At 68.7% G+C, this 21,787-nt stretch carries 17 protein-coding genes; 9 read left to right on the plus strand and 8 right to left on the minus strand.

Going from position 1 to position 21,787, the window contains the following annotated elements:
• Positions 1-279 precede the first annotated feature (279 nt).
• From NON22_RS07015 to NON22_RS07035, 5 genes are all read left to right on the plus strand, one after another.
• Positions 280-762: a YajQ family cyclic di-GMP-binding protein gene (locus tag NON22_RS07015; RefSeq protein WP_257386217.1), complete on the plus strand. Its 483-nt coding sequence runs from the start codon at positions 280-282 to the stop codon at positions 760-762.
• A gap of 7 nt (positions 763-769) precedes the next feature.
• A complete protein-coding gene (gene arfB, locus NON22_RS07020; protein ID WP_257386218.1) occupies positions 770-1,192 on the plus strand; it encodes an alternative ribosome rescue aminoacyl-tRNA hydrolase ArfB in 423 nt (140 codons plus the stop codon).
• On the plus strand, positions 1,177-1,794 hold the full coding sequence (locus NON22_RS07025; protein ID WP_425507958.1) for a lysophospholipid acyltransferase family protein: 618 nt from the start codon (positions 1,177-1,179) through the stop codon (positions 1,792-1,794). Before arfB ends, NON22_RS07025 begins: the two co-directional genes overlap by 16 nt.
• A 73-nt stretch (positions 1,795-1,867) precedes the next feature.
• Positions 1,868-2,347, plus strand: a complete 480-nt coding sequence (locus NON22_RS07030; RefSeq protein WP_257386220.1) for a hypothetical protein — start codon at positions 1,868-1,870, stop codon at positions 2,345-2,347.
• A 179-nt stretch (positions 2,348-2,526) separates the two neighbouring features.
• On the plus strand, positions 2,527-5,010 hold the full coding sequence (locus tag NON22_RS07035) for a Calx-beta domain-containing protein (protein ID WP_257386221.1): 2,484 nt from the start codon (positions 2,527-2,529) through the stop codon (positions 5,008-5,010).
• Positions 5,011-5,387: 377 nt separating this feature from the next.
• On the opposite strand, the gene phhA is transcribed toward NON22_RS07035, so the two are convergent.
• The gene (phhA, locus tag NON22_RS07040) at positions 5,388-6,278 is read right to left on the minus strand and encodes a phenylalanine 4-monooxygenase (protein WP_257386222.1); all 891 of its coding nucleotides are present in this window, start codon (positions 6,276-6,278) and stop codon (positions 5,388-5,390) included.
• Between the two features lie 138 nt (positions 6,279-6,416).
• Here phhA and NON22_RS07045 point away from each other — a divergent pair, with 138 nt between their 5' ends.
• Positions 6,417-6,908 (plus strand): Lrp/AsnC family transcriptional regulator, encoded by a 492-nt coding sequence (locus NON22_RS07045; RefSeq protein WP_257386223.1) that lies wholly within the window; start codon positions 6,417-6,419, stop codon positions 6,906-6,908.
• A 57-nt stretch (positions 6,909-6,965) separates the two neighbouring features.
• Here NON22_RS07045 and NON22_RS07050 read toward each other — a convergent pair whose 3' ends face one another.
• Positions 6,966-8,198: a DUF3142 domain-containing protein gene (locus tag NON22_RS07050; protein WP_257386224.1), complete on the minus strand. Its 1,233-nt coding sequence runs from the start codon at positions 8,196-8,198 to the stop codon at positions 6,966-6,968.
• A gap of 31 nt (positions 8,199-8,229) precedes the next feature.
• The gene (locus NON22_RS07055; protein WP_257386225.1) at positions 8,230-9,006 is read right to left on the minus strand and encodes a rhomboid family intramembrane serine protease; all 777 of its coding nucleotides are present in this window, start codon (positions 9,004-9,006) and stop codon (positions 8,230-8,232) included.
• A 113-nt stretch (positions 9,007-9,119) separates the two neighbouring features.
• Here NON22_RS07055 and NON22_RS07060 point away from each other — a divergent pair, with 113 nt between their 5' ends.
• Complete coding sequence (locus NON22_RS07060) at positions 9,120-10,904, plus strand: DUF885 domain-containing protein (RefSeq protein ID WP_257386226.1); 1,785 nt, start codon at positions 9,120-9,122, stop codon at positions 10,902-10,904.
• A 91-nt stretch (positions 10,905-10,995) separates the two neighbouring features.
• On the opposite strand, the gene NON22_RS07065 is transcribed toward NON22_RS07060, so the two are convergent.
• The 3 genes from NON22_RS07065 to NON22_RS07075 form a co-directional block, all read right to left on the minus strand.
• Positions 10,996-11,448 carry a hypothetical protein gene (locus NON22_RS07065; protein WP_257386227.1) on the minus strand — a complete coding sequence of 151 codons (453 nt, stop codon included), beginning with the start codon at positions 11,446-11,448 and terminating at the stop codon, positions 10,996-10,998.
• Positions 11,449-11,564: 116 nt separating this feature from the next.
• Positions 11,565-13,241: an MFS transporter gene (locus NON22_RS07070; RefSeq protein ID WP_257386228.1), complete on the minus strand. Its 1,677-nt coding sequence runs from the start codon at positions 13,239-13,241 to the stop codon at positions 11,565-11,567.
• A gap of 11 nt (positions 13,242-13,252) precedes the next feature.
• A complete protein-coding gene (locus tag NON22_RS07075) occupies positions 13,253-14,623 on the minus strand; it encodes a DcaP family trimeric outer membrane transporter (protein ID WP_257386229.1) in 1,371 nt (456 codons plus the stop codon).
• A 211-nt stretch (positions 14,624-14,834) separates the two neighbouring features.
• Between NON22_RS07075 and acs the strand changes: the two genes are divergently transcribed.
• Both acs and NON22_RS07085 read left to right on the plus strand, forming a co-directional pair.
• Complete coding sequence (acs, locus tag NON22_RS07080; protein WP_257386230.1) at positions 14,835-16,781, plus strand: acetate--CoA ligase; 1,947 nt, start codon at positions 14,835-14,837, stop codon at positions 16,779-16,781.
• Positions 16,782-16,881: 100 nt separating this feature from the next.
• Positions 16,882-17,556: a response regulator transcription factor gene (locus tag NON22_RS07085; RefSeq protein ID WP_257386231.1), complete on the plus strand. Its 675-nt coding sequence runs from the start codon at positions 16,882-16,884 to the stop codon at positions 17,554-17,556.
• A 30-nt stretch (positions 17,557-17,586) separates the two neighbouring features.
• Here NON22_RS07085 and NON22_RS07090 read toward each other — a convergent pair whose 3' ends face one another.
• Both NON22_RS07090 and NON22_RS07095 read right to left on the minus strand, forming a co-directional pair.
• Positions 17,587-18,027 (minus strand): energy transducer TonB, encoded by a 441-nt coding sequence (locus NON22_RS07090; protein ID WP_257386232.1) that lies wholly within the window; start codon positions 18,025-18,027, stop codon positions 17,587-17,589.
• Between the two features lie 46 nt (positions 18,028-18,073).
• Positions 18,074-21,574, minus strand: coding sequence for a hybrid sensor histidine kinase/response regulator (locus NON22_RS07095; protein ID WP_257386233.1), 3,501 nt, complete (start codon positions 21,572-21,574; stop codon positions 18,074-18,076).
• Positions 21,575-21,787 lie beyond the last annotated feature (213 nt).

Raw genomic sequence — 21,787 nt, forward strand, 5'->3', positions numbered from 1 at the left:
CACGGCAGCGGCTGGCGGCCTCGCGGCCAGCCAGGCTACGGCGGCCGCGACGATCAGGCCGCCGAACACGGCGGCGACGGCCGCGCGACGGCGGTCGGTCAGCTTGGCTGGCGATTGCACCATGCGGCCCTTCCTCGGCGCGACGGCATCGGCCGAGTGTACCCGCGCCGATCCGCAATCCGTGCCGGTGCGGCGCTCCGCGTTCCGCGCGGATTTTGCGGCATTGCCGCAACGATCGGCCGGGCCGCGCCGGCCGCGGCCCGGCTACAATCCGGCCCCATGCCCTCCTTCGACATCGTCTCCAAGCTCGACCCGCATGAAGTCGCCAATGCGGTCGACCAGGCCAACCGCGAGCTCGACAAGCGCTTCGACTTCCGCGGCGCCAACGCCCGTTACGAGCTCGCCGAAAGCGTCGTCACGCTCAAGGCCGACGCCGAATTCCGCCTCAAGCAGATGCAGGAGATCCTGCTGCAGCGGCTCGCCGCGCGCGGCATCGACATCCGCTGCGTCGAATTCGCCGATCCCGAAGTCAATCTTTCCGCCGCGCGCCAGAAGGCCACGCTCAAGCAGGGCGTGGACCAGACCCTGGCCAAGAAACTCGTCAAGCTGCTGAAGGATTCGGGCATCAAGGCGCAGGCGCAGATCCAGGGCGACCAGCTGCGCGTGACCGGCAAGAAGCGCGACGACCTGCAGCTCGCGATCGCGCTGCTGCGCAAGAGCGACGTCGAGATGCCGCTGCAGTACGAAAACTTCCGCGACTGAGACGGCCATGCTCGAAGTCACGCCAACCATCCATATCGCCGACGACGAGCTTCACGAGAGTTTCGTGCGCTCCTCCGGCCCCGGCGGGCAGAACGTCAACAAGGTCGCCAGCGCGGTCGAGCTGCGCTTCGACGTGGCCAACTCGCCGTCGCTGCCCGACGCCGTGCGCGCGCGCCTGCTCGCGCGGCGCGACCGTCGCCTGACCGACGAGGGCGTGCTCGTGATTTCCGCGAGCCGCTTCCGCGACCAGGGCCGCAACCGCGAGGACGCGCGCCTGCGCCTGGCCGAAATCGTCCGCGCCGCGACCGTCGTGGCCAAGAAACGCATCGCGACCAAGCCGAGCAAGGGCTCGCAGGAACGCCGGCTGCAAGAGAAGAAGACCCGCTCGGCGCACAAGCGCGGCCGCAGCAAGCAATGGAAGGACGAGTGAACAAACCCGCCTATCTGCCCTACACCGGCGAGCTGCCGGCGCAGATGCCGCTCGCGCCGCCGAGTCTCGTGCGCTGCGTGTTCGGCCGCCTGCTGCGCCTGTGCGGCTGGAAACTCGTCGGCCAGTTCCCCGACATTCCCAAGCTCGTCTTCGTCGCCGCGCCGCATTCGTCCTGGTGGGACGGCGTCTGGGGACTCATGTTCAAGGTCGCCGTCGGCCTGAACGCCTCGTTCATGGCCAAGCGCGAACTGTTCCGCGGCCCGCTCGGCTGGCTGCTGCGCCGCCTCGGCGGCATTCCGATCGAACGCAGCGCCGCCCACGGCGTCGTCGAGCAGATGGTCGACCGCTTCGCGCGGAGCGACCGGCTCTGGCTCGGCATCGCCGCCGAAGGCACGCGCAAGGCCGTGACGAAGTGGAAATCCGGCTTCTGGCAGATCGCCCACGAAGCCGGCGTGCCCGTCATGACGGTCTACTTCCACTACCCTGAAAAAACCATCGGCATCGGCCCGGTGTTCGAGCTCACCGACGACCGCGACGCCGACATCGCGCGGATCCGCGAGTTCTACCGGCCGTGGCAGGGGAGGAATCGCGGGGCGTTTTGATCCGGCAGACGCCGACACCAAAGCGTCGTCCGGCTGTCGCCGGATTGTCATCGACGGTGCGGATGCTGGTCGCATGGCTGCCTCCCTGCTGCTCGCCCTGCTCTGCCTGTCCGCCGCCGGCTTCGCCTGTGCGGCGGCCTGGAGCCGTGACGAAGCCGGGCACGCACGGCGCTGGGATGCGGCGTTCGCGTTCATAGTCGGCGTTTCGGCCGCCGAACTCGTGCTGCTGGCCTCGCCGCTCGGCCTCTGGTTTCCGTGGGCCGCGACCGTGGGCCTGGTTTTCCCGATGCTGGTCGGTCCGTTCTGGTGGCGCAGCCGCGACGCACGGCAGCAGTGGTCCTGGCGGCGCTGGGTGCTGCAGCTCGTGCCGGGCACGGCGCTGCTCGTGTCGACCCTGGCCACGGTCGCCGGCTACGAAGGTTCGATCTGGAACGTCGCCAACCTGCCGTCGGTCGCGCTCGTGATCGCCGCTGCCGTCGCCAATCTCGCCGCCGGCGCGCTGCGCTGGCCGCGCTCCAACCGCGGCGCGCACTGGCGCTGGATGCCGCGCTGAGACCTTCCCCCGCCGCAGTTTTCCGCGCCACTCGTCCGCGCAACGCCTGAGACCGCTCTGCCTGCAGGCTCTGCAGTAGCCGCATTCGTCCGCGGACGGTACCGTTGTTCGCTTTTTGCGTTTGGGTCCGTTGGAAACGCTGACGCAACTCGCAGCGTCGAGCTCGACGGAGTTTCCCAATGTCCACCATTCCTCTGCGTTGCGCGGCAATCGTCGTGCTCGCCGTGCTGGCCGCCCCCCTGTCGGCCGCCACGTTCAACGTCATCACGGACGGATCCGCCAGCGACAACAACCTCGCCGACAACGCCTGCGGCATCGCCGGCGGCGGCTGCACCCTGCATGCGGCGATCCAGCAGGCCAACGCGACGGCCGGTTTCGACAAGATCACGATGGGCCGTGCGAAGGTCACCCTGACGCAGAGCCTGCCGATCGCGATCGAGCGCGTCGTCATCGACGGCAGCTTCGGCGGCGGCCGCGCCGAGCTCGACGGCAATGCGACGAACAGCTGCTTCAACCTGTCCTCGCCGGGCGGCGGCGGCCAGGCGCCGAATCCGCTCGTGCCGCAGGCGAACAATTCGCGCATCGAGAGCTTCGTCATTCACAACTGCCAGGGCAACGGCATCTCGATCGACGGCCACGGCTACGTCGTCTACAACAATTACATCGGCACCAACGTCGCCGGCACCGCCGCGTCGCCGAACAGCGGCGACGGCGTCTCGATCTCGGCCGACATCAGCGACGGCGACATTCCCGACCTGTCCGGCATTCCGCTGCCCGGCGAGCTCGCCGACCTGCCGGCGATTCTCGCGTTCGTCGCCGGCGCGGCACCTGCGCTCGCGCCGAACGGCATCGTCACGAACGTGATCTCCGGCAACGACGGCGACGGCATCGAGATCTTCGGCCAGTACACCGCGACGAACGTCGTGTTCGACAACATCGTCGGCCTGAACGCGAGCGGCACTGCCGCGGTGCCGAACGGCCAGGACAGCTCGAGCCACGGCATCCTCGTCAATTCCGGCGCGTACCTGAACTTCATCGGCATCGACAACCGCGTCGCCGGCAACAATGCCTCGCCGCTGTCCGACGGCATTCACATCTCGACCGGCAAGGTGCCGTTCCCGAACTTCGTCGCGGGCAACTTCGCCGGCTTCAGTCCGTTGAACCCGGTCACCGATCTCGGCAACTCGCTCTGCGGCATCCGCGTCGCCGATGCGCGCATCACGACCGCAGCTGATCCGGTGCCCAACCCGGTGCAGCTCAGCGTCGTCGTGGGTCCGGGCAACATCGTCGGCCACAACCGCGGCGGCGACGGTGTCGCGTTCGAGGACCCGAACAACAACTACGGCGGCATCGCGGTCACCGACGGCAATTCCAACCACGTGCGCATCTGGGGCAACATCGTCGGCCTGTCCACGCCCGACGGCAGCGCGGTCGACATCGGCAACGCGGCCGACGGCATCACGATCGTCGGCACCGATCACGAGGTCGGCGGCGCGACGATCGTCGAAGGCAACATCGTCGGCCGCAACGGCCGCCACGGCGTCGTCGTGCGCGGCGGCAGCGGCACCGTGCGCAATCGCGTGCGCGGCAATTCTGTCGGCACCTTGCCGCCGCCGCTCGAAGGCGCGGACCAGGGCAACGTCGGCTACGGCCTCTGGCTGCTGTCCGGCGGCAACGTCATCGGCGGCGACGGCGATGCCGAGAAGAACGTGATCGCGTTCAACGGCTCGCACGGCGTGCGCATCGGCACAGCGTTCGCATGGTCGAACCTGCTGCGCAAGAACGCGATCTACGGCGTGCCCGCGGGCAGCCTCGGCATCGACCTCGACGTCGTCGCGAACGGTCCCGACCCGTCCGACGACAGCTTCGGCGGCGACCGCGTGCCGACCGCGCAGAACTACGCGCAATGGCAGCAGAACACCGTCGTGCTCGGCGCGGCCGGCTATGCGCCGGGCAGCGGCGCGAGTTCGGCCGGCTGGGCGCTGCAGTCCGGCGCCAACGGCCAGTACCGCATCGAGTTCTACGCCAACGACGACGACGGCGCCGGCGGCAAGGTCTTCCTCGGCGAGACCAACGTGACCACGAACGCGGCCGGGCTCGCGTCGGGCGCGGCGGCGCTGTCGCCGGGCAGTCCGCTCGACACGCGCGGCAAGTACATCACGGCCACCGTAACCGACCTCAAGGTCACCGACCCGGCCGCGTCCGAACCGAATCCGCCGGGTTCGATCGTTCCGGGCCCGGCCAACAACACCTCGGAGTTCGCTGCGCCGGTCCGTGTGCCGATCCCCGGTGCGCTGCGCGTTGCCGCGGCGACGGTCGCGTTCACGGTACCCGAGACCGTCGGCACGGCCACCATCGACGTCGAGCGCGTGAACGCATCCGAAGGCGCGGTCGATGTCGACTACACGACTGCCGACGGCACGGCCACGGCGCCGCAGGACTACCAGTCGACCAGCGGCAGCCTGCACTGGAACGACGGCGAGAGCGGCGTGAAGACCATCGTCGTGCCGATCGTGGCCGACCTCGTCACTGAACCCGCGGAAGTCTTCACCGTCCAGCTCAGCAATCCGCAGGGCGGCGCCGAGCTGATCGCGCCGACCGGCGCGGCCGTCACGATCGACGTGTCGACGCCGGTGACGTTGCAGTCGTTCAAGGTCGACTGACCGCCGCACGCAACGGTTGCCGCGCCGTCCCGACCGGTGCGGCAGCCGTTGCGGAATCGGATTGCCGCGCACGCGGCGGCACGCAAGCCGGCCGCCTCCCTCGAGAGGCCGAAGGGATCGCGGTGAGGAGCGCGATCCGCAAATGCGGTTTCGCGACGCTGCGGCCACGGTCCGTTGAAATCAACGGAATAAATTCAACGAACTGTCTCGCGGCAGCGCCCTCGCGAGGAAAGAACGGAGAAGATCCGCACCGACGCGACGGTCGGCGCCGGGACGCCGGCAGCTGAAAAGCGGATGTCGCTGTCCCGACGGCCGGCGTCGCCGCCGTGGCGCGCCGAGGCCGCTGCTCCGGCACGGTTGCCTGAGGCCCGCGCTTCCTAGACGTCGCCGTCGTCGAGCCAGCCCTCGCCGCTGCCGCGCTGGAAGACCTTGTCGCAGGCGAGCACGTCGCCGGCCGCATGCGAGGGCTGCTGGGCGAGGCGCGCGTACAGCGGCGTGAAGTCCGGCCGCGTCGCTTCCATGAGCTGCTCATAGCTGTCGATGACGAAATAGGTCTTCTGGTAGGTGTCGATGCGGTAGCGCGTGCGCATCACGCGTTCGAGATCGAAGCCGATGCGGTTCGGCGCGGCCGATTCGAGACTGTAGATCGACTCGCCCTTGGAGCTGACGATGCCCGCGCCGTAGATGCGCAGGCCTTCGTCGGTATTGATCAGGCCGAACTCGACCGTGTACCAGTACAACCGCGTCAGATTGACGAGCGCCTCGGGCGCGATCGCCGCGGCCTTGACGCCGCCGGCGCCGTAGGCCTGCATATAGTCGGCAAAGACCGGATTCAGCAGCAGCGGCACGTGGCCGAACAGGTCGTGGAACAGGTCGGGTTCGGACAGGTAGTCGAGCTGCTCGGGCTTGCGTATCCACCAGGTCACCGGGAAGCGCCGCGCGGCCAGGTGTTCGAAGAACGTCAGCTCGGGCAGCAGGCCTTCGACGCCGATGAGCTCCCAGCCGGTCGCCGCGCGCAGCACGCGATTGAGCTCGTCGAATTTCGGGATCGCGTCGGCCGACATGCCGAAGCGCTGCTGGTTGTCGACGAATTCGCGGGCGGCGCGGCCGACGAGCAGCTCGCGCTGGCGCTGGAACAGGGTGGCCCAGGTCTGGTGGTCCGCGGCCGTATAGCTGGCCCAGGGCTGCTCGATCACGCGCGTGGTGTAGACGGGCACGTAGCCCTTGTCGGTGAGCTGGTGTTCGACCTTCTGGGCGGCGGGTTGCATGGCCTGTTCCGATGGCGCAGGGGATTTGCGCGACGCGGGCAGTGTAGGCGCTGGTCCACGCAACGGGCTTGCTTTGTTGCAGCGGCAGACCGGATTGGCACAAGATTCTTTCGTCCTTGGTGACCATCGAGCAATTTCATGGCCGCGACCGAGCTGGACCGCACCGACCTGCGCATCCTCGAAGTGCTGCAGCACGACGGCCGCATCACGAATGCCGAGCTCGCCGAAAAGGTCAGCCTCTCCGCGTCGGCCTGTCTGCGCCGCGTGCAGCGGCTGGAACAGTCGGGCGTGATCAGCGGCTATGCCGCACGCGTCGAGCCGCGCGCGGTCGGCCTGGGCCTGCAGGCCTTCGTGCGCGTGCAGCTCGAGCGCCACGAGGCCGAGGCCATCGAGCATTTCATCCGCCGCATCACCGAATCGCGCGAGGTCGTCGCCTGCCATGCGCTTACCGGCGACATGGACTATCTGCTGCACGTCGTCGTCGAGGACCTCGACCACTTCTCGCGCTTCCTGCTCGACCGCCTGCTCAACGACTCGGGGGTTGCCGACGTCAATTCGAGTTTCGTGCTGCGCACAGTCAAGCAGACCGGAGCCTTGCCGCTGCAGGCGGCGCAGCGCAGCGAACGATGAGCCGCGGCGTCGCGGCGATTTTTCACGCCAGCGGCAGCGCAAGTTGCCGCGCGAGGTCTATTCCGGCGTCACGCGCACGGCCGTTGCGTCGGCGCAGCGCAGCCAGCCGACAGGGCGGCTCGTGCCGGCGCGCAGCACCGCAGCCGTATCGCCACGCACCAGGGAAATTCCTGGGTCGCGCTGCACGGTGAAGCCGTTGATGCCGTCGCCGGCGCTGCAGTCGCCGTGCACGCGCAGCCGCGACGGCACGGGCGCGTCGACGGTACCGTCGCTGTGCAGGGTCAGGTTCAGCGCGCCATTGGACTGCAGCGTCACGGCGACACGCAGGTCGGCCCGCAGCGGCGCGCGTTCGATCACGGCGCGCAACGTGCGCAATGCCCAGGCGCGTTCGTCGCCGTCGTGCGGCAGCCGGAACCAGACGAAGCCTGACAGCTGCGGGTAGCGGCGCGCTTCCAGCGCGGCGATCAGCGCGGCGACGTCGCGCGGGTCGACGGCGAGTTCGCGCGCGGCAGCGCTGCGCCGCGCCAGGCGCTGCTCGCTCTCGACGGCTGCTACGGCGCCGTCTTCGTCGAGCTTGAGCCGTGCGCCGTAGGCCGGCAGCGCAACGAGGAACGGCCGCATTGCGCTGCGCCGCGACCAGTCGTCGACCCAGCGCCGCGCGAGCGCCGCATCGAACAGTCCTTGCGCCGGGTTCTGCACCGCGTGCACTTGCAGCACGCTCTGATCGACGGCCGCGAGTACCGCATCGAGCGCGGCCGCCTCGCGCCACGCCGGCAATGCCGTGATCGACAGCGCAGTCGCCGGCGGCAGTTGCGCACGCAGCTGCGCGAGCCACTGCGCATAGGCGACCAGTTGCGCCGTCGCGCAGTCGTAGTCGATCTCCAGACCCGCTGCGACGATCCCGTGTTCGCGCCAGCGATCGAGCTGCGCGAGCACGGCCTGCTGTAGCGGCGTCGCCTGTGCGGCGAGATCGCCGTGGCTGCCGTCGATGCGCACGACCACGGTGACCGGCAACCCGGTCGATCGCAGCAGTTCCCAGTTCGGCTCGGGTTCCACGCGCCGCGCGCCGGGACCGACCTGCAGCGCGAGTACGCGCAGCGAACCCGCGAACTGCGGCGTCGCGGCAACCGAGGTCTCCAGCGGCGGGTTCCAGACGCGCTGCCAGACGTAGACGCCGTGCGGCAGCTTCGGCGGCGACGCCGTCGCGCCGCAGGCCGCCAGCAGCAACGCCGCGACGAGGACGCTCAGCAGCGCTGCGACGCGGCGCCGGACTTGCGCGCGCGATCGCAATGCGGGGCGACCGCCGCCGGGCGAGTGCGTCTCAATGCAGCGTCGGCGGCGTTTCATCGTCCCGCCGCCGGCGTGGAAACTCGAGAATGACACCGCGTTCGTCGGGCGGCCGGTGCCAGAGCACGGGCACCTGCGCCGGCCGCGGCATTTCGTAGGTTGCCGCATCGGCCGCCTTGGCCTCGGCGGCGGCTTCCTCTTCGAGCTCCCAGCTCGGCCGCGGCTGCTGCGCCGGCGGATCGCGCCGCTGCCAGAGGAATGCCGCGATCGTGCCGGCCAGCGCGCCGCTCAGGTGCGCCTCCCACGAGACGTGCGCCTCGCGCGGCAGCACGGTGACCACCATGCCGCCGTAGAGGAAGAACACGATCATCGCGACGGCTATCGCATAGCGGTCGCGCCGCAGCAGGCCGAGCACGAACAGATAGAACATCAGGCCGTGCGTCACGCCGCTCGCGCCGATGTGCCAGGACGGCCGGCCTATCAGCCAGAGCCCGAGCCCGCCGGCCAGCCATATGAAGACGAAGGCGCGCCACGAGCCGCTCGGATAGTTGAAGCGCGCGAGCGTCAGCAGCACCAGCAGCGGCACGCTGTTCATGATCAGGTGCTCGAACGACGCGTGCACGAGCGGCGCGGTCAGGATGCCGGGCAATCCGTAGGATTCCAGCGGCCGCACGCCGAAATCCGTCAAATCCAGGCCGCCGGCGATCTCGACGAGCTTCACGAGCCAGAGCACGGCGACGAAGGCCAGGGCGAGCAGGCCGGCGCGCTTGAGCTGCGGCGTTTCGCGGGGAGGGATGGCGGTCGTGTCCATTGGCGCGACGTTGGGGCAGGCGCCGAGCGTAGCAAGAGGCCGGCCCCGACCTTATGCAGGGGTGGCCGCGGCGCCGTTGGGCTAGCCTTGGCCGGTTGCCCAGGAGGAACCCCATGCCCGCGTATCGCTTCGTCGCTGCCTTGCTGGCTCTGGCCCTGAGCGGGTCCGCGCTCGCCGACACCACTTCCGCCGACACCACTTCCGCCGACGCCCGCTTCACCGCGCTGTACGAGCGCGAGTGGGCCTGGCGCCAGCAGCAGTACCCGCAGTTCGCGACCTACGTCGGCAATCATGAGCGCGACGGCGAGCTCGGTCACGTCGACGAAGCCAGCCAGCTGCGCCGGCTCAAGGACCTCGAGGCATTCCAGCGCGAGCTCGGGACCATCCCGGCGGCGGAGCTCAGCGCGGCGCGCCAGGTCGACTACGCGATCTATCGCGAGCAGCTCGCCAACGCGATCGGCGGCATCCGCGTGCGCAGCTACCTGCTGCCGATGACGTCGGATTCGAGCTTCTATGCCGATCTGATCCAGATGCCCGAATCACATCCGTTCGCGACGCGCAGGGACTACGACAACTATCTCGCGCGCCTCGCCGCGATACCGGCCTATTTCGACGAACACATCGCGCTGCTCAGGCAGGGCGTCAGGATCGGCATGACCTTGCCGCAGGTCGTGCTGCAGGGCCGCGACGGGCCGCTGCGCGGCATCGCCGAGAGCAAGGACATCGCGACGAATCCGTTCTACGCGCCGTTCGCCAAGTTCCCGCCCGCGATAGCCGCGGAAGAAGCCGCCGCGCTGCGCCGCGACGGCGAGAAGGTCATCCGCGACAAGGTCGTTCCGGCGTATGCCAAGCTGCTGAAGTACTTCACCGGCGAATACGTGCCGAAGGCGCGCGCGACGCTGGGCGCCTATGCGTTGCCCGACGGCAAGGCCTACTACCAGCAGCAGATCCGCGAATACACGACCGTCGACCTGACTCCCGAGCAGATCCACGAGATCGGCCTGAAGGAAGTCGCGCGCATCCGCGCCGAAATGGAAGCCGTCATGAAGGACGCCAAGTTCGACGGCGACTTCGCCGCATTCCTGGCCTTCCTGCGCAGCGACCCGCAGTTCTACGCCAAGACGCCGCGCGAGCTGCTGATGCACGCGAGCTACATCGCCAAGCGCATCGACGGCGAGCTGCCGAAATACTTCGGCGTGCTGCCGCGCCTGCCCTACGGCGTCGCACCGGTGCCGGCCGCGATCGCACCGTACTACACGAGCGGCCGCTACAGCCCCGCGCCGGCCGGCGGCAAAGGCGCCGGCTTCTACTGGGTCAACACCTGGAAGCTCGAAGCGCGGCCGCTGTATGCACTGCCCGCGTTGACCCTGCACGAAGCCGTGCCGGGCCATCACCTGCAGGGCGCGTTAGCCGCGGAACAGGGCGAGCAGCCGCCGTTCCGCCGCTACAGCTATATCTCCGCGTTCGGCGAAGGCTGGGCGCTCTATGCCGAGCACCTCGGCGTCGAAATGGGCATCTACGAAACGCCGTACGAACAGTTCGGCCGTCTGACCTACGAAATGTGGCGCGCCTGCCGCCTCGTCATCGACACCGGTATCCATGCCAAGGGCTGGACGCGCGATCAGGCGCTCGCGCTGCTGCGCGACAATTCCGCGCTGTCGGAACACGAAATCACGACCGAAGTCGACCGCTACATCTCCTGGCCCGGCCAGGCGCTGAGCTACAAGCTCGGCGAACTGCGCATCCGCGAACTGCGCGCCAAGGCCGAACGCGAACTCGGTCCGCGCTTCGACCTGCGCGCGTTCCACGACGCCGTACTGTCGCTGGGCTCGGTGCCGCTGCCGCTGCTCGATCAGCGCGTGGAGCAGTTCATCCGCGAGACGAAGGCGGCACCGTAAGCGCCGCGCGAGGGAGGTTCGCCGCCGCTGAAATTCCGATAGGGATTTCAGCGGCGGCGCCAGCCGACGGCAGCGTGATCGACTGCAGCGATCACAGGGGCAATTTGGATCCGTCGAGCACGACGCGAGGTTTCGGCTTGAACGGCATCGCCTGAAGGTCGGTAGCGGCGAATCCTTCACGTTCGAGCAATCCGGCGACGGCTTCGTCCCGCGATGCGATGTACCAGGTTGCCGAATCCACGCACTGTACGTAACAGGCGACCCGCATCGGCTGCCCGGGTGCGGATTCGAGCCGAACGGCAAGATCCGTCCAGTCGAAGCCCACGCGTTCGCTTTCGAGCAACTGCAGCAGTTCCGGGCCCTCGAGCCGAAATGCCTGTACGCCGGGGCCGAGCTTCGTCTCCCGCTCGTCGTATTCCTGCTCAGCGGCAAAACGAATGAACTGCGGCTCGAACACGAACCACGTTTCCGCGGCATATCGATGCCCCAGCGAGAGCAGAGCGGGTTTCACCTCGGCGAACCCGGCATTGCGATGAAGAATCATCGATGCGCAATCGTCCTATCCATCGGCCCGTACGCGAGATCCGGCTGCCGCATGCTCGCACAAGAAGAGGCGGCCTCGCGGCCGCCTCTTCGTTTCCTGCGAACTGCCTCATCCGGTCACTGCGAGATATCGACGTCCTTGGTCTCGCGCAGGAACAGGCTGCCGATCACGAAGGTCATCAGCGCGACGACGATCGGATACCAGAGGCCCTGGTAGATGTTGCCGGTCGCCGCGACGAGGGCGAAAGCCGTCGTCGGCAGGAAGCCGCCGAACCAGCCGTTGCCGATGTGGTAGGGCAGGCTCATCGAGGTGTAGCGGATGCGCGTCGGGAACAGTTCGACCAGCCACGCGGCGATAGGACCGTAGACCATAGTGACGTAGATCACGAGCACGGTCAGCAGGATGAACACCATGAAGCGGTTGATCTGGTTCGGGTCGGCCTTGTCCGGATAGCCGGCGCCCGTGACCGCCGCGCCCATGGCCTTCGTGAACGCACCACTCTGTTCCTTGAACTGGTCGGCCGTCAGTCCGGCGCCGTCGAAGCTCGGAATGACCTGGCTGCCGACCTTGATGCTCGCGACGCTGCCCGCCGGTCCGGCTTCGTTGACGTACGGAATGTTCTTGCCGGCGAGGTAGCCCTTCGCGATGTCGCAGGAGCTGCGGAAGGTCACGTGCGACTTGAGCTCGCCGGGCACGAACTGGAACGCGCACTGGCTCGGATCGGCGACGACCGTGATCGGCGAGGTCGCACTGGCCGCGGCCAGCGCCGGGTTGCCGTAGTGGGTCAGCGCCTTGAAGATCGGGAAGTAGGTCAGAGCGGCGATCAGGCAGCCGGCCATGATGATGGGCTTGCGGCCGATCTTGTCCGACAGCCAGCCGAACACGATGAAGAACGGCGTCGCGAGCGCGAGCGCGCCGGCCATCAGCAGGTTCGCCGTCGTCGCGTCGATCTTCAAGGTCTGGGTCAGGAAGAACAGCGCGTAGAACTGTCCCGCGTACCAGACCACTGCCTGGCCGGCCGTCGCGCCGAGCAGGGCCAGCAGGGCGATCTTGCCGTTGCTCGAGAAGAAGCTCTCGGTGATCGGCGCCTTCGAGCCCTTGCCTTCGGCCTTCATCTGCTGGAACAGCGGCGACTCGTTGAGCTGCAGGCGGATCCAGACCGAGATGCCGAGCAGCAGCACCGACAGCAGGAACGGAATGCGCCAGCCCCAGGCGTCGAACGCTTCGGTGCCGAGCCAGGTGCGCGTGCCGAGGATCACGAGCAGCGACAGGAACAGGCCGAGCGTCGCGGTCGTCTGGATGAAGCTCGTGTACAGGCCGCGCTTGCCCGGCGGCGCATGCTCGGCGACGTAGGTCGCCGCACCGCCGTATTCGCCGCCGAGCGCGAGGCCCTGCAGCAGACGCAGGGTGATCAGGATCACCGGCGCGGCGATGCCTATGCTCGCGTAGCTCGGCAATATGCCGACGAGGAACGTCGACAGGCCCATGATCACGATCGTCACGAGGAAGGTGTACTTGCGGCCGATCAGGTCGCCGAGGCGGCCGAACACGAGCGCGCCGAACGGACGCACGGCGAAGCCGGCGGCGAAGGCGAGCAGCGCGAAGATGAAGCCGCTGGTCGGGCTCAGCGCGGTGAAGAACTGCTTGGCGATGATCGCCGCGAGCGAGCCGTACAGATAGAAGTCGTACCACTCGAACACGGTGCCGAGGCTGGACGCGAAGATCACGCGCTTGTGGCCTTGGGTCAGCGGCGCCGAGCTGCCGGCGCCGGCTTCGTAGGGAACGCTAGCCATTCGTGATCTCCTCAGAACGAGTACTTGGCCATGAACTGCAGGCGATCGATGTCGCCCTTCGCGCCGCTTTCGATCTCGCGCCGGCCGACCATGTACTCGACGCCGACATCGAGCTTGGGCAGCGGCGAATAGATGAAGTTGAGGCGGAAGCTCTGCGAGTTCTTGGTGACACCGGTTCCGGTGTAGGCCACGGGATTGTCGTATTCGCTGCGTGCATACATCAGGTTGCTGCGCAGCTGCTTGGTGAAGACATGGCGCCAGGCTAGGTAGCCGGCCCAGCCGTCGATCGCCTCCAGGTCGTTCGCGCTGTCGAGCACCGAGTCGGACGTCACGCCGAGGCCGATGTAGCGGCTGATCGAACCGCCGGTCAGCTGGTAGCGGATGTCGTTGCTCTCGCCGAGGTTCCATTTGCCGCCGACGCTGATCGCGCCGCCGAACTGGCTGTCCTTGATCGCCGGCGTGGTGCCCGCGGCCGGACGGTCGACGCGCAGGTCGCGCAGCAGGCCGGCGACGCCGAAGTGGCCCCAGCTGCCTTTCCAGGTGTAGCGCGCGGCCAGGTCGGGTACCGCGCCGCGGTCCGAACTCGCCGCCGCGCCGCCGCCGCGCGGGATGATGGTGGTCTGCGGATCTTCCAGCGAGATCTGGAAGTTGCCGGTCGTGTAGCGGATCTGCGGCTGGCGCACGAAGATCACGCCGTCGGTCGGGCCGATGAAGTCCACCGCTTCGGGCAGCGCCGCGGTATCCATGAAGGTCGACCAGGTCTGGCCGGCCAGCCACTTGTTCCAGTACGCATAGGCGTGACGCACGGTCAGGCCGTAGGTGTTGGTCGAGTTCTCGTTGCCGAGCGAGCCGCCGAAGAAATCCCATTCGACGAACGCGCCGAGCTTGTCGTTGTTCTCGGTGACGGTGTCGATGCCGATGCCCAGGCGCGAGAACTTGGCGCCGGCGTCATAGTCGGTGCTCGATCCCCTGCCGCCGACCGGCGTCTGCGACGGCAGATACAGATCGCGCGCCGTGGCCGAATCGGCGAACTGGCCCGAGTCGGTGCGCGTGAGCATGAAGTCGGTCTTGATGAAGCCGCCGATCTTCACGGTCGTGCCGGGATTCGCGCCCGGCGTCAGGGTCGTCGTCTGTATCGGCAGCTTGACGCCGGCGGCGGCGGGACCTGCGGTCGCCGGCGCGGCGGCCGGTGCGGCGGCCGTGGCTTTCTTCTGGGCTTCGACGGCGGACTTCAGTTCGGCCAGCTGCTGCTCGAGCTGGGCGATGCGTGCTTCGAGTGCGGCTTCGCTGCGGCTGTCGGCCTGGGCGACGCCGCCCAGAGAGAGCAGCAGTGCAGCCGCCAGTACGGTGCGGCGTAGTGAACAACGTTGCGTGATGGCCATTGAACCCCTCCCAAGGTGTTTGGCGCGACCGAGGTTGCGCTCCGCGGATTTGGCCGCCTATTCGCCATTGGTCGAAGCGTCTGCGCGTTTCGACTAAAGTCGGATTGGTTGTGCGTAAGCCTCGGATACTGTTGATGCATTGCAGCAGGGGAGGGGCGCCGACGGCGCGAAACTTTTGCTGCTTTCTAGCTATATATAAAAGGATACAGCCATGTCTCAGAAGATCTATCCGGTCGACGAAGCCTATGCAGCGCAGACCCGCATCGACCGCGCGCAGTACGAGGCGCTGTATGCGGAATCGGTGCGCGACCCCGAAGGCTTCTGGTCGCGCGTGGCGCAGCGCATCGACTGGATCAAGCCGTTCACCGAGGTCAAGGACGTGTCGTTCGGGGCCGACGACCTGCACATCCGCTGGTTCGGCGACGGCGTGCTGAACGTCGCCGCCAACTGCCTGGACCGGCACGTCGCCGAGCGCGGCGACAAGACGGCGATCATCTTCGAGGGCGACGATCCTTCCGAATCACGGCGCATCTCCTATCGCGAGCTGCACGCCGACGTCTGCCGCGCGGCGAACCTGCTGCGCAATCTCGGCATCGCCAAGGGCGACCGCGTCGCGATCTACCTGCCGATGATTCCCGAGGCCGCGGTTGCGATGCTGGCCTGCGCGCGCATCGGCGCCGTGCATTCGGTCGTCTTCGGCGGCTTCTCGCCGGACTCGCTGGCCGGCCGCATCGCCGATTCCCAGTGCAAGCTCGTGATCACCGCCGACGAAGGCCTGCGCGGCGGCAAGAAGGTCGCTCTGAAGGCCAACGTCGACGAAGCGCTGACGCGGCCCGGCACGACGTCGGTCGAGACCGTGCTCGTGGTGCGCCGCACCGGCGCGCCGATCGCGATGCAGACGCCGCGCGACCGCTGGTGGGCCGCGCTCGTCGAGGGCCAGTCCACCGAATGCCCGCCGGAGCCCGTCGAGGCCGAGCATCCGCTGTTCATCCTGTACACCTCCGGCTCGACCGGCAAGCCCAAGGGCGTGCTGCATACCAGCGGCGGCTACCTGACTTACGTGAGTTACACCCACGAGTGCGTGTTCGACCTGCGCGAGGACGACGTCTACTGGTGCACCGCCGACGTGGGCTGGGTCACCGGGCATTCCTACGTCGTCTACGGACCGCTGGCCAACGGCGCGACGACGGTCATGTTCGAAGGCGTGCCGAACTGGCCCGACGTCAGCCGCTTCTGGCAGGTCGTCGACAAGCACAAGGTCACGATCTTCTACACCGCGCCGACCGCGATCCGTGCGCTCATGCGCGAAGGCGAGGAGCCGGTCAAGCGCACATCGCGCGCGTCGATACGCCTGCTCGGAACGGTCGGCGAGCCGATCAATCCCGAGGCCTGGGAGTGGTATCACCGCGTCGTCGGCGACGGCCGCTGTCCGATTGTCGATACCTGGTGGCAGACCGAGACCGGCGGCGCGCTGATCACGCCTCTGCCCGGAGCGACCGACACCAAGCCCGGCTCGGCGACCAAGCCGTTCTTCGGCGTGGTGCCGGCCATCGTCGACACGAACGGCGTGGTGCAGGAAGGCGCCTGCGAGGGCAACCTGATCCTGACCGATTCCTGGCCCGGCCAGATGCGCACGGTCTACGGCGACCATGCGCGTTTCATCGACACATATTTCCGCACCTATCCAGGCGCCTATTTCACCGGCGACGGCGCGCGCCGCGACGCCGACGGCTACTACTGGATAACCGGCCGCGTCGACGACGTCATCAACGTCTCGGGCCACCGCATCGGCACGGCCGAGGTCGAGAGCGCGCTGGTCGCGCACCCGAAGGTCGCGGAAGCGGCCGTGGTCGGCTGTCCGCACGACATCAAGGGCCAGGGCATCTACGTCTATGTGACGCTCAAGGCGGGCGAGACCCCGACCGAGGAACTGCGCAAGGAACTCGTCGCCTGGGTGCGCAAGGAGATCGGCCCGATCGCTTCGCCAGACTATCTGCAGTGGGCACCGGGCCTGCCCAAGACCCGCTCGGGCAAGATCATGCGCCGCATCCTGCGCAAGATCGCCGAGAACGCGACCGACCAGCTCGGCGACACCTCGACCCTGGCCGACCCGGGCGTGGTGCAGAGCCTGGTCGACGAGCGCCTGATCCGCGCCTGAGCGCGGGGCGGGCGGAACCACGGCGGGCCGGCGCTGCCGGCCCGCACGGGTGCTGTCGCGCTTGTTGCCGAGGACGGCGGCGGATGCGATGCTCGGGCGCATGTCCGAGATCCTCATCGCCGACGACCATCCGCTGTACCGCGACGCGTTGCGCCGCGCGCTGAACCAGGCCGCGCCCGGGACCAGCCTGTTCGAAGCCTCCACCGTGCCGGAGCTGCTGAGTCTGGTCGAAGCGCATCCCGAAGCCGAGCTGCTGCTGCTGGATCTGCACATGCCCGGAGCGCGCGGCTTCTCGGCGCTGGCCCATCTGCGCGGCCAGCATCCGGGCCTGCCGGTCATCGTCGTGTCGGCCCACGAAGAGGGCAGCGTCGCGCGCCGCGCGCTGGCCCACGGCGCAGCCGGCTACATTCCGAAATCGAGCTCGGCCGACACGATCGTCGAAGCGATACGCCACGTGCGCGAAGGGGAGATCTGGCTGCCGGCAGCGATGGGCGCCGGCACGGCGCCGCTGCAGGACGACGAGGCGCAGATAGCCGCGCGCGTCGCCGAACTCACGCCGCAGCAATTCCGCGTGCTCGCGATGATCGCCGAGGGCCTGCTCAACAAGCAGATCGCCTACGAGCTCGGCGTTTCCGAAGCGACGGTCAAGGCGCACATGACCGCGATCATGCGCAAGCTCGGCTGCAACAACCGCACCCAGGTCGCGCTCGCGGCAAGCCAGCTCGCGCTGGACCCGAACACGGCGCTGCCGCTGGCGGACAGCGACGAGGCTTGAGCCATTCCGGTGAAGTAACGCATCACGCCGTCAGTCGGTGGCCGGCGGCGCTTCAAGCGTGAACGAGACGACCATGAGCGCTTCCTCGCGCGGCCGGCGCCCCGGCGTGAACACCGCCGAGGAAAGGAGCCGCAATGCGGCGGCGCCGAAGCGCGTGTCGGGATGGGCGAGTTCGACGACCGGTTCCTGCAGACGTCCCTCCGCATCGACGACGAAACGCAGGCGCGCGCAACCGGTTGGCGTTCCCCGGAACAGATGCATCGGCACGGAGCCCCGCGGGTTGCGGACCATGCGCTCGCCCGTTGCTTTCGCCAGGGCTCTGCGGGTTTCATCCAGACCGGTGTAGCAGGGCGCGGAAGGGTCCGTCGCCGGAACGGACGATTCGGCGAGCAGCGCGACAGCGCCGAGCAGCGCAGCGAACGAGAGAGGCATGGGGGTCTCCTGAATCGGCCCCCCTCCCAACGCCGCCACGCGACGGCCAGGGTTCCTGCAGGCCGCTCGACGAACCGGGCGGGCCTCAGGTCCCCGAGCGCGCCGCCGGTAGTTTCCCCATCGCCGACAGCAAGGCGCGCAGCGCAGCCGGTTTGACCGGCTTGTGCAGCAGCGCGTAGTGGCGCAGGCGCGCGCGCTGCTTGAGCTCGGGGCTGCGGTCGGCGGTCAGCAGCGCCGCGGGCGGCGGCGGCATGAGGCGGGCCTGCAGCTCGGCCAGCGCTTCCATGCCGTCCTGACCGGTGCCGAGATGGAAGTCGGCGATGATCAGATCGGGCCGGCGTCGTGCGACGGCTTGGTACGCTTCGTCGAGCGTCGCGGCCAGGTCGCAGCTGATGCCCCAGCGCGTCAGCAGCGCGCTCATGCCTTCGAGGATCGCCGGCTCGTTGTCGAGGCACAGCACGTGCAGCGGCGCGAGCTCGGCGGTCGCCCCCTCGCGTTCGACCGGGCGCGGTACGTGGTGGCTGCGGCGCGCGACGATCGGCACGCGCACCGAGAAGCAGCTGCCCTTGCCCGGCTGCGAATACACCGTCAGGCGGTGGCCGAGGATGCGCGCCATGCGTTCGCAGATCGACAGGCCGAGGCCGAGGCCCTGCTCGCCCCAGGGCGAGGCCTGATCGAAGCGCTGGAACTCGTCGAAGATGCGCTTCTGCTGCGCCGGCGCGATGCCCGGCCCGGTGTCCCAGACCTGGATCAGCGCCTCGTTACCGCGCGGCCGCACGCCGACGACGACGCGGCCATTGCGCGTGTAGCGCAGCGCATTGGAGATGAAGTTCTGCAGGATTCGGCCGAGCAGGTGCGCATCGGTGCGCACGACGACGCGGCTCGGATGGATGCGCAGCTGCAGGCCGCGGCGCTCGGCGATCATCGCGAACTGCTGCTGCAGCGGTTCGATCACGTCCGCATAGGCGACACTCGCGATGTCCGGGCGGTACTTGCCGGCGTCCAGGCGCGACGCTTCGAGCAGCGCATCGAGCAGTGTCTCGGCCGCGCGGAAGGCTGTGTCGATGCGCTCGGCCAGCTGCGCGGCCTCGGTGTCGAGATTCGGCTGGTGGCGCAGCGCCGACGTGAACAGCTTGGCCGCATTCAGCGGCTGCAGCAGGTCGTGGCTCGCAGCGGCGAGGAAGCGCGTCTTGGACTGGTTGGCCGCTTCGGCCTCGAACTTCGCGCGTTCCTGCGCGGCCAGGGCCGTCGACAGCTGCGCCGTGCGCTGCGACACGCGCTGCTCCAGGGTCTCGTTGGCTTCGCGCAGGGCCTGCTCGGCGCGCTTGTAATCGGTGACGTCGGTGAAGGTCGTGACGAAGCCGCCGCCCGGCAGCGGCTGGCCGCGCATTTCGAGCACGCTGCCGTCGGCGCGCACGCGCTGATAGACGTGGGCCGTGCCGGCGCGCATGTGCTGCAGGCGCCGGGCGACGTGCGCCTCGACGTCGCCCGGCCCGCACTCGCCTCGCTCGGCGTTGTAGCGGATCAGGTCGGCGATCGGCCGGCCGACGTAGACCGAATCGTCCGGGTAGTCGAACATTTCCATGTAGCGCCGGTTCCAGGCGACCAGGCGCATGTCCGCATCGACCACGCTGATGCCCTGCGAGATGTTCTCCATCGTCGTCGACAGCAGCTCGCGGTTGTAGCGCAGCTCCTGCGAGGCCTCGTCGAGCAGCGCGACGGCCTCGCTGAAATCCAGGCCGGTGCCGCGCAGCGCGCTGGTCAGCATGCGCCGCGCCGACGCGGCGCCGATCGAGGCGGCGAGAATGCGTTCGCTATGCTGCAGCAACGGGCGGTCGGCGGCGAGCGCGTCCTGCAGCGGCTTGCCGCTGGTCGCCGCGTAGTCGTCGAACGCGCGGCGCGCGCCGCGCTCGCCGATGATCCGGCCGATGATCGCGCGCAGGTCGGCGACGCTGACGCGGCCGCGCCATTCACCGGCGGCGCTGCTGCCGCGGTCGGCCGACAGGTCCAGGAAGCTCGCCGCGCGCAGGCGCTCTTCCATGCTCGGCCGATAGCGCAGCGACAGGATCAGCACGCAGCCGGTGTTCGCGAGCAGCGACCAGAACGTGCCGTGGGTCAGCGGATGCCAGCCGCCGAGATCGAACAGCGCCTGCGGCCGCAGCCAGCTCAGGCCGAGCGGGCCGGTCTGCAGCCAGCGCGCGTCGAACCATCCGGCGTCGCCCAGGCTCGGCAGCAGCAAGGTATAGGTCCAGACCGCGAAGCCCGCGACGAGGCCGGCCAGCACGCCGACGCGGCTCGCGCTACGCCAATACAGGCCCGCGATGATGGCCGGCGCGAACTGCGCGACGGCGGCGAACGACAGCAGGCCGATCGAGGCGAGCTGCGCGCCCTGCGGCATCGCTCGGTAATAGGCGACGGCGAGCAGGCTCAGCACGACGATCGCGGCGCGGCGCACGCCGAGCACGATGCGCGAGAGGTCGTGGCGCTGGTCCAGTTTCAGCGCGCGGATGCGCAGCAGCGCCGGCATGACCAGATCGTTGGAGACCATCGTCGCGAGCGCGACCGAGGCGACGATGACCATGCCGGTCGCCGCCGAGAAGCCGCCGATGTAGGCCAGCAGCGCGAGCACGTTGTTGTCGTGGGCCAGCGGCAGCCAGAGCAGCCAGACGTCGGGGCTCAGGCCGGTGCCGGCCGCCGCGCCGCGGCCGGCCGCGACGATGACCGGCACGAACGCGCAGATCAGTACGAGGTACAGCGGAAACAGCCAGCGCGCGCGGCGCACGTCATGCGGGTCCTCGCACTCGACGACGCCGACGTGGAACTGGCGCGGCAGGCAGAACATCGCTGTGAACGCGAGCAGGGTCTGCGCGAAGAAGCCGGGCGGCAGGTTCCAGTCGGTGCCCGGCAGGGCCGGCGCCACGGCGGTCCCGACCAGCTGCTGCTGCGCGTAGATGCCGATGATCAGGAACGCGATCAGCTTGACCAGCGATTCGGCCGCGACCGCGAGCACCATGCCGTGGTGATGTTCGGTCGCGTCGACGCGGCGCGTGCCGAACAGGATGCCGAACAGGGCGAGCATCAGCGCGGTGTAGAACGCCGAGTCCTGCAGCAGGTCGGCCGGCGGAGCGCCGCCCGCGTGGCCCTTGCCGAGCACGCCGATGCTCAGCGCGACGGCCTTGTACTGCAGCGCGATGTACGGAATCGCCGCGGTCATCGCGATGACCGTGACCAGCGCGCCGAGCGCGTGCGACTTGCCGAAACGGGTACCGATGAAGTCGGCGATCGAGGTGATGTTGTTGGCCTTGGCGACGCGCGTGAGCCGCTCGATCAGCCCGCTGCCGAACACGAACAGCACTATCGGCCCGAGGTAGATCGGCAGGTAGCCCAGCGGCGAGTTCGCCGCGCTGCCGACGGCGCCGTAGAACGTCCACGACGAGCAGTAGACGGCCAGCGCGAGGCTGTAGATCCACGGCCGCAGTCCCGGCCGGCCCGGATACAGCGGCCGCGCGTCGCCCCAGTACGCGATGACGAACAGCAGCGCGACGTAGAACAGGGATACGAGCAGCAGGGTCCAGCCAGCGATCATCGCAGCACCCTCGGGAACCGGTCCGGGATTGTAGTCAAGCCGGCGCCGCTTGCTTGACCGGCGCCGCGGCGGCGGCCGAGGATGCCTCATGCCCGCCTCCGCCCCGCCCCCGTCCGCCGCCGCGCCGGCGCTGGCCGACGATGAAATACACTTGTGGTTTTGTGAATTGTCGGACACGGATCCGGCGGCCCGGCGCGGCGCCGCCCAGCGCTG

It is taken from the genome of Tahibacter caeni, assembly GCF_024609805.1.
In the GTDB taxonomy this organism is placed as follows: Bacteria; Pseudomonadota; Gammaproteobacteria; order Xanthomonadales; family Rhodanobacteraceae; genus Tahibacter; species Tahibacter caeni.

Excerpts from the sequence above, each read along its gene's own strand:
- NON22_RS07015 (WP_257386217.1), top strand. The coding sequence starts at position 280 with ATGCCCTCCTTCGACATCGTCTCCAAGCTCGACCCGCATGAAGTCGCC.
- arfB (WP_257386218.1), top strand. The coding sequence starts at position 770 with ATGCTCGAAGTCACGCCAACCATCCATATCGCCGACGACGAGCTTCAC.
- NON22_RS07025 (WP_425507958.1), top strand. The coding sequence starts at position 1,177 with ATGGAAGGACGAGTGAACAAACCCGCCTATCTGCCCTACACCGGCGAG.
- NON22_RS07030 (WP_257386220.1), top strand. The coding sequence starts at position 1,868 with ATGGCTGCCTCCCTGCTGCTCGCCCTGCTCTGCCTGTCCGCCGCCGGC.
- NON22_RS07035 (WP_257386221.1), top strand. The coding sequence starts at position 2,527 with ATGTCCACCATTCCTCTGCGTTGCGCGGCAATCGTCGTGCTCGCCGTG.
- phhA (WP_257386222.1), bottom strand. The coding sequence starts at position 6,278 with ATGCAACCCGCCGCCCAGAAGGTCGAACACCAGCTCACCGACAAGGGC.
- NON22_RS07045 (WP_257386223.1), top strand. The coding sequence starts at position 6,417 with ATGGCCGCGACCGAGCTGGACCGCACCGACCTGCGCATCCTCGAAGTG.
- NON22_RS07055 (WP_257386225.1), bottom strand. The coding sequence starts at position 9,006 with ATGGACACGACCGCCATCCCTCCCCGCGAAACGCCGCAGCTCAAGCGC.
- NON22_RS07060 (WP_257386226.1), top strand. The coding sequence starts at position 9,120 with ATGCCCGCGTATCGCTTCGTCGCTGCCTTGCTGGCTCTGGCCCTGAGC.
- NON22_RS07065 (WP_257386227.1), bottom strand. The coding sequence starts at position 11,448 with ATGATTCTTCATCGCAATGCCGGGTTCGCCGAGGTGAAACCCGCTCTG.
- NON22_RS07070 (WP_257386228.1), bottom strand. The coding sequence starts at position 13,241 with ATGGCTAGCGTTCCCTACGAAGCCGGCGCCGGCAGCTCGGCGCCGCTG.
- NON22_RS07075 (WP_257386229.1), bottom strand. The coding sequence starts at position 14,623 with ATGGCCATCACGCAACGTTGTTCACTACGCCGCACCGTACTGGCGGCT.
- acs (WP_257386230.1), top strand. The coding sequence starts at position 14,835 with ATGTCTCAGAAGATCTATCCGGTCGACGAAGCCTATGCAGCGCAGACC.
- NON22_RS07085 (WP_257386231.1), top strand. The coding sequence starts at position 16,882 with ATGTCCGAGATCCTCATCGCCGACGACCATCCGCTGTACCGCGACGCG.
- NON22_RS07095 (WP_257386233.1), bottom strand. The coding sequence starts at position 21,574 with ATGATCGCTGGCTGGACCCTGCTGCTCGTATCCCTGTTCTACGTCGCG.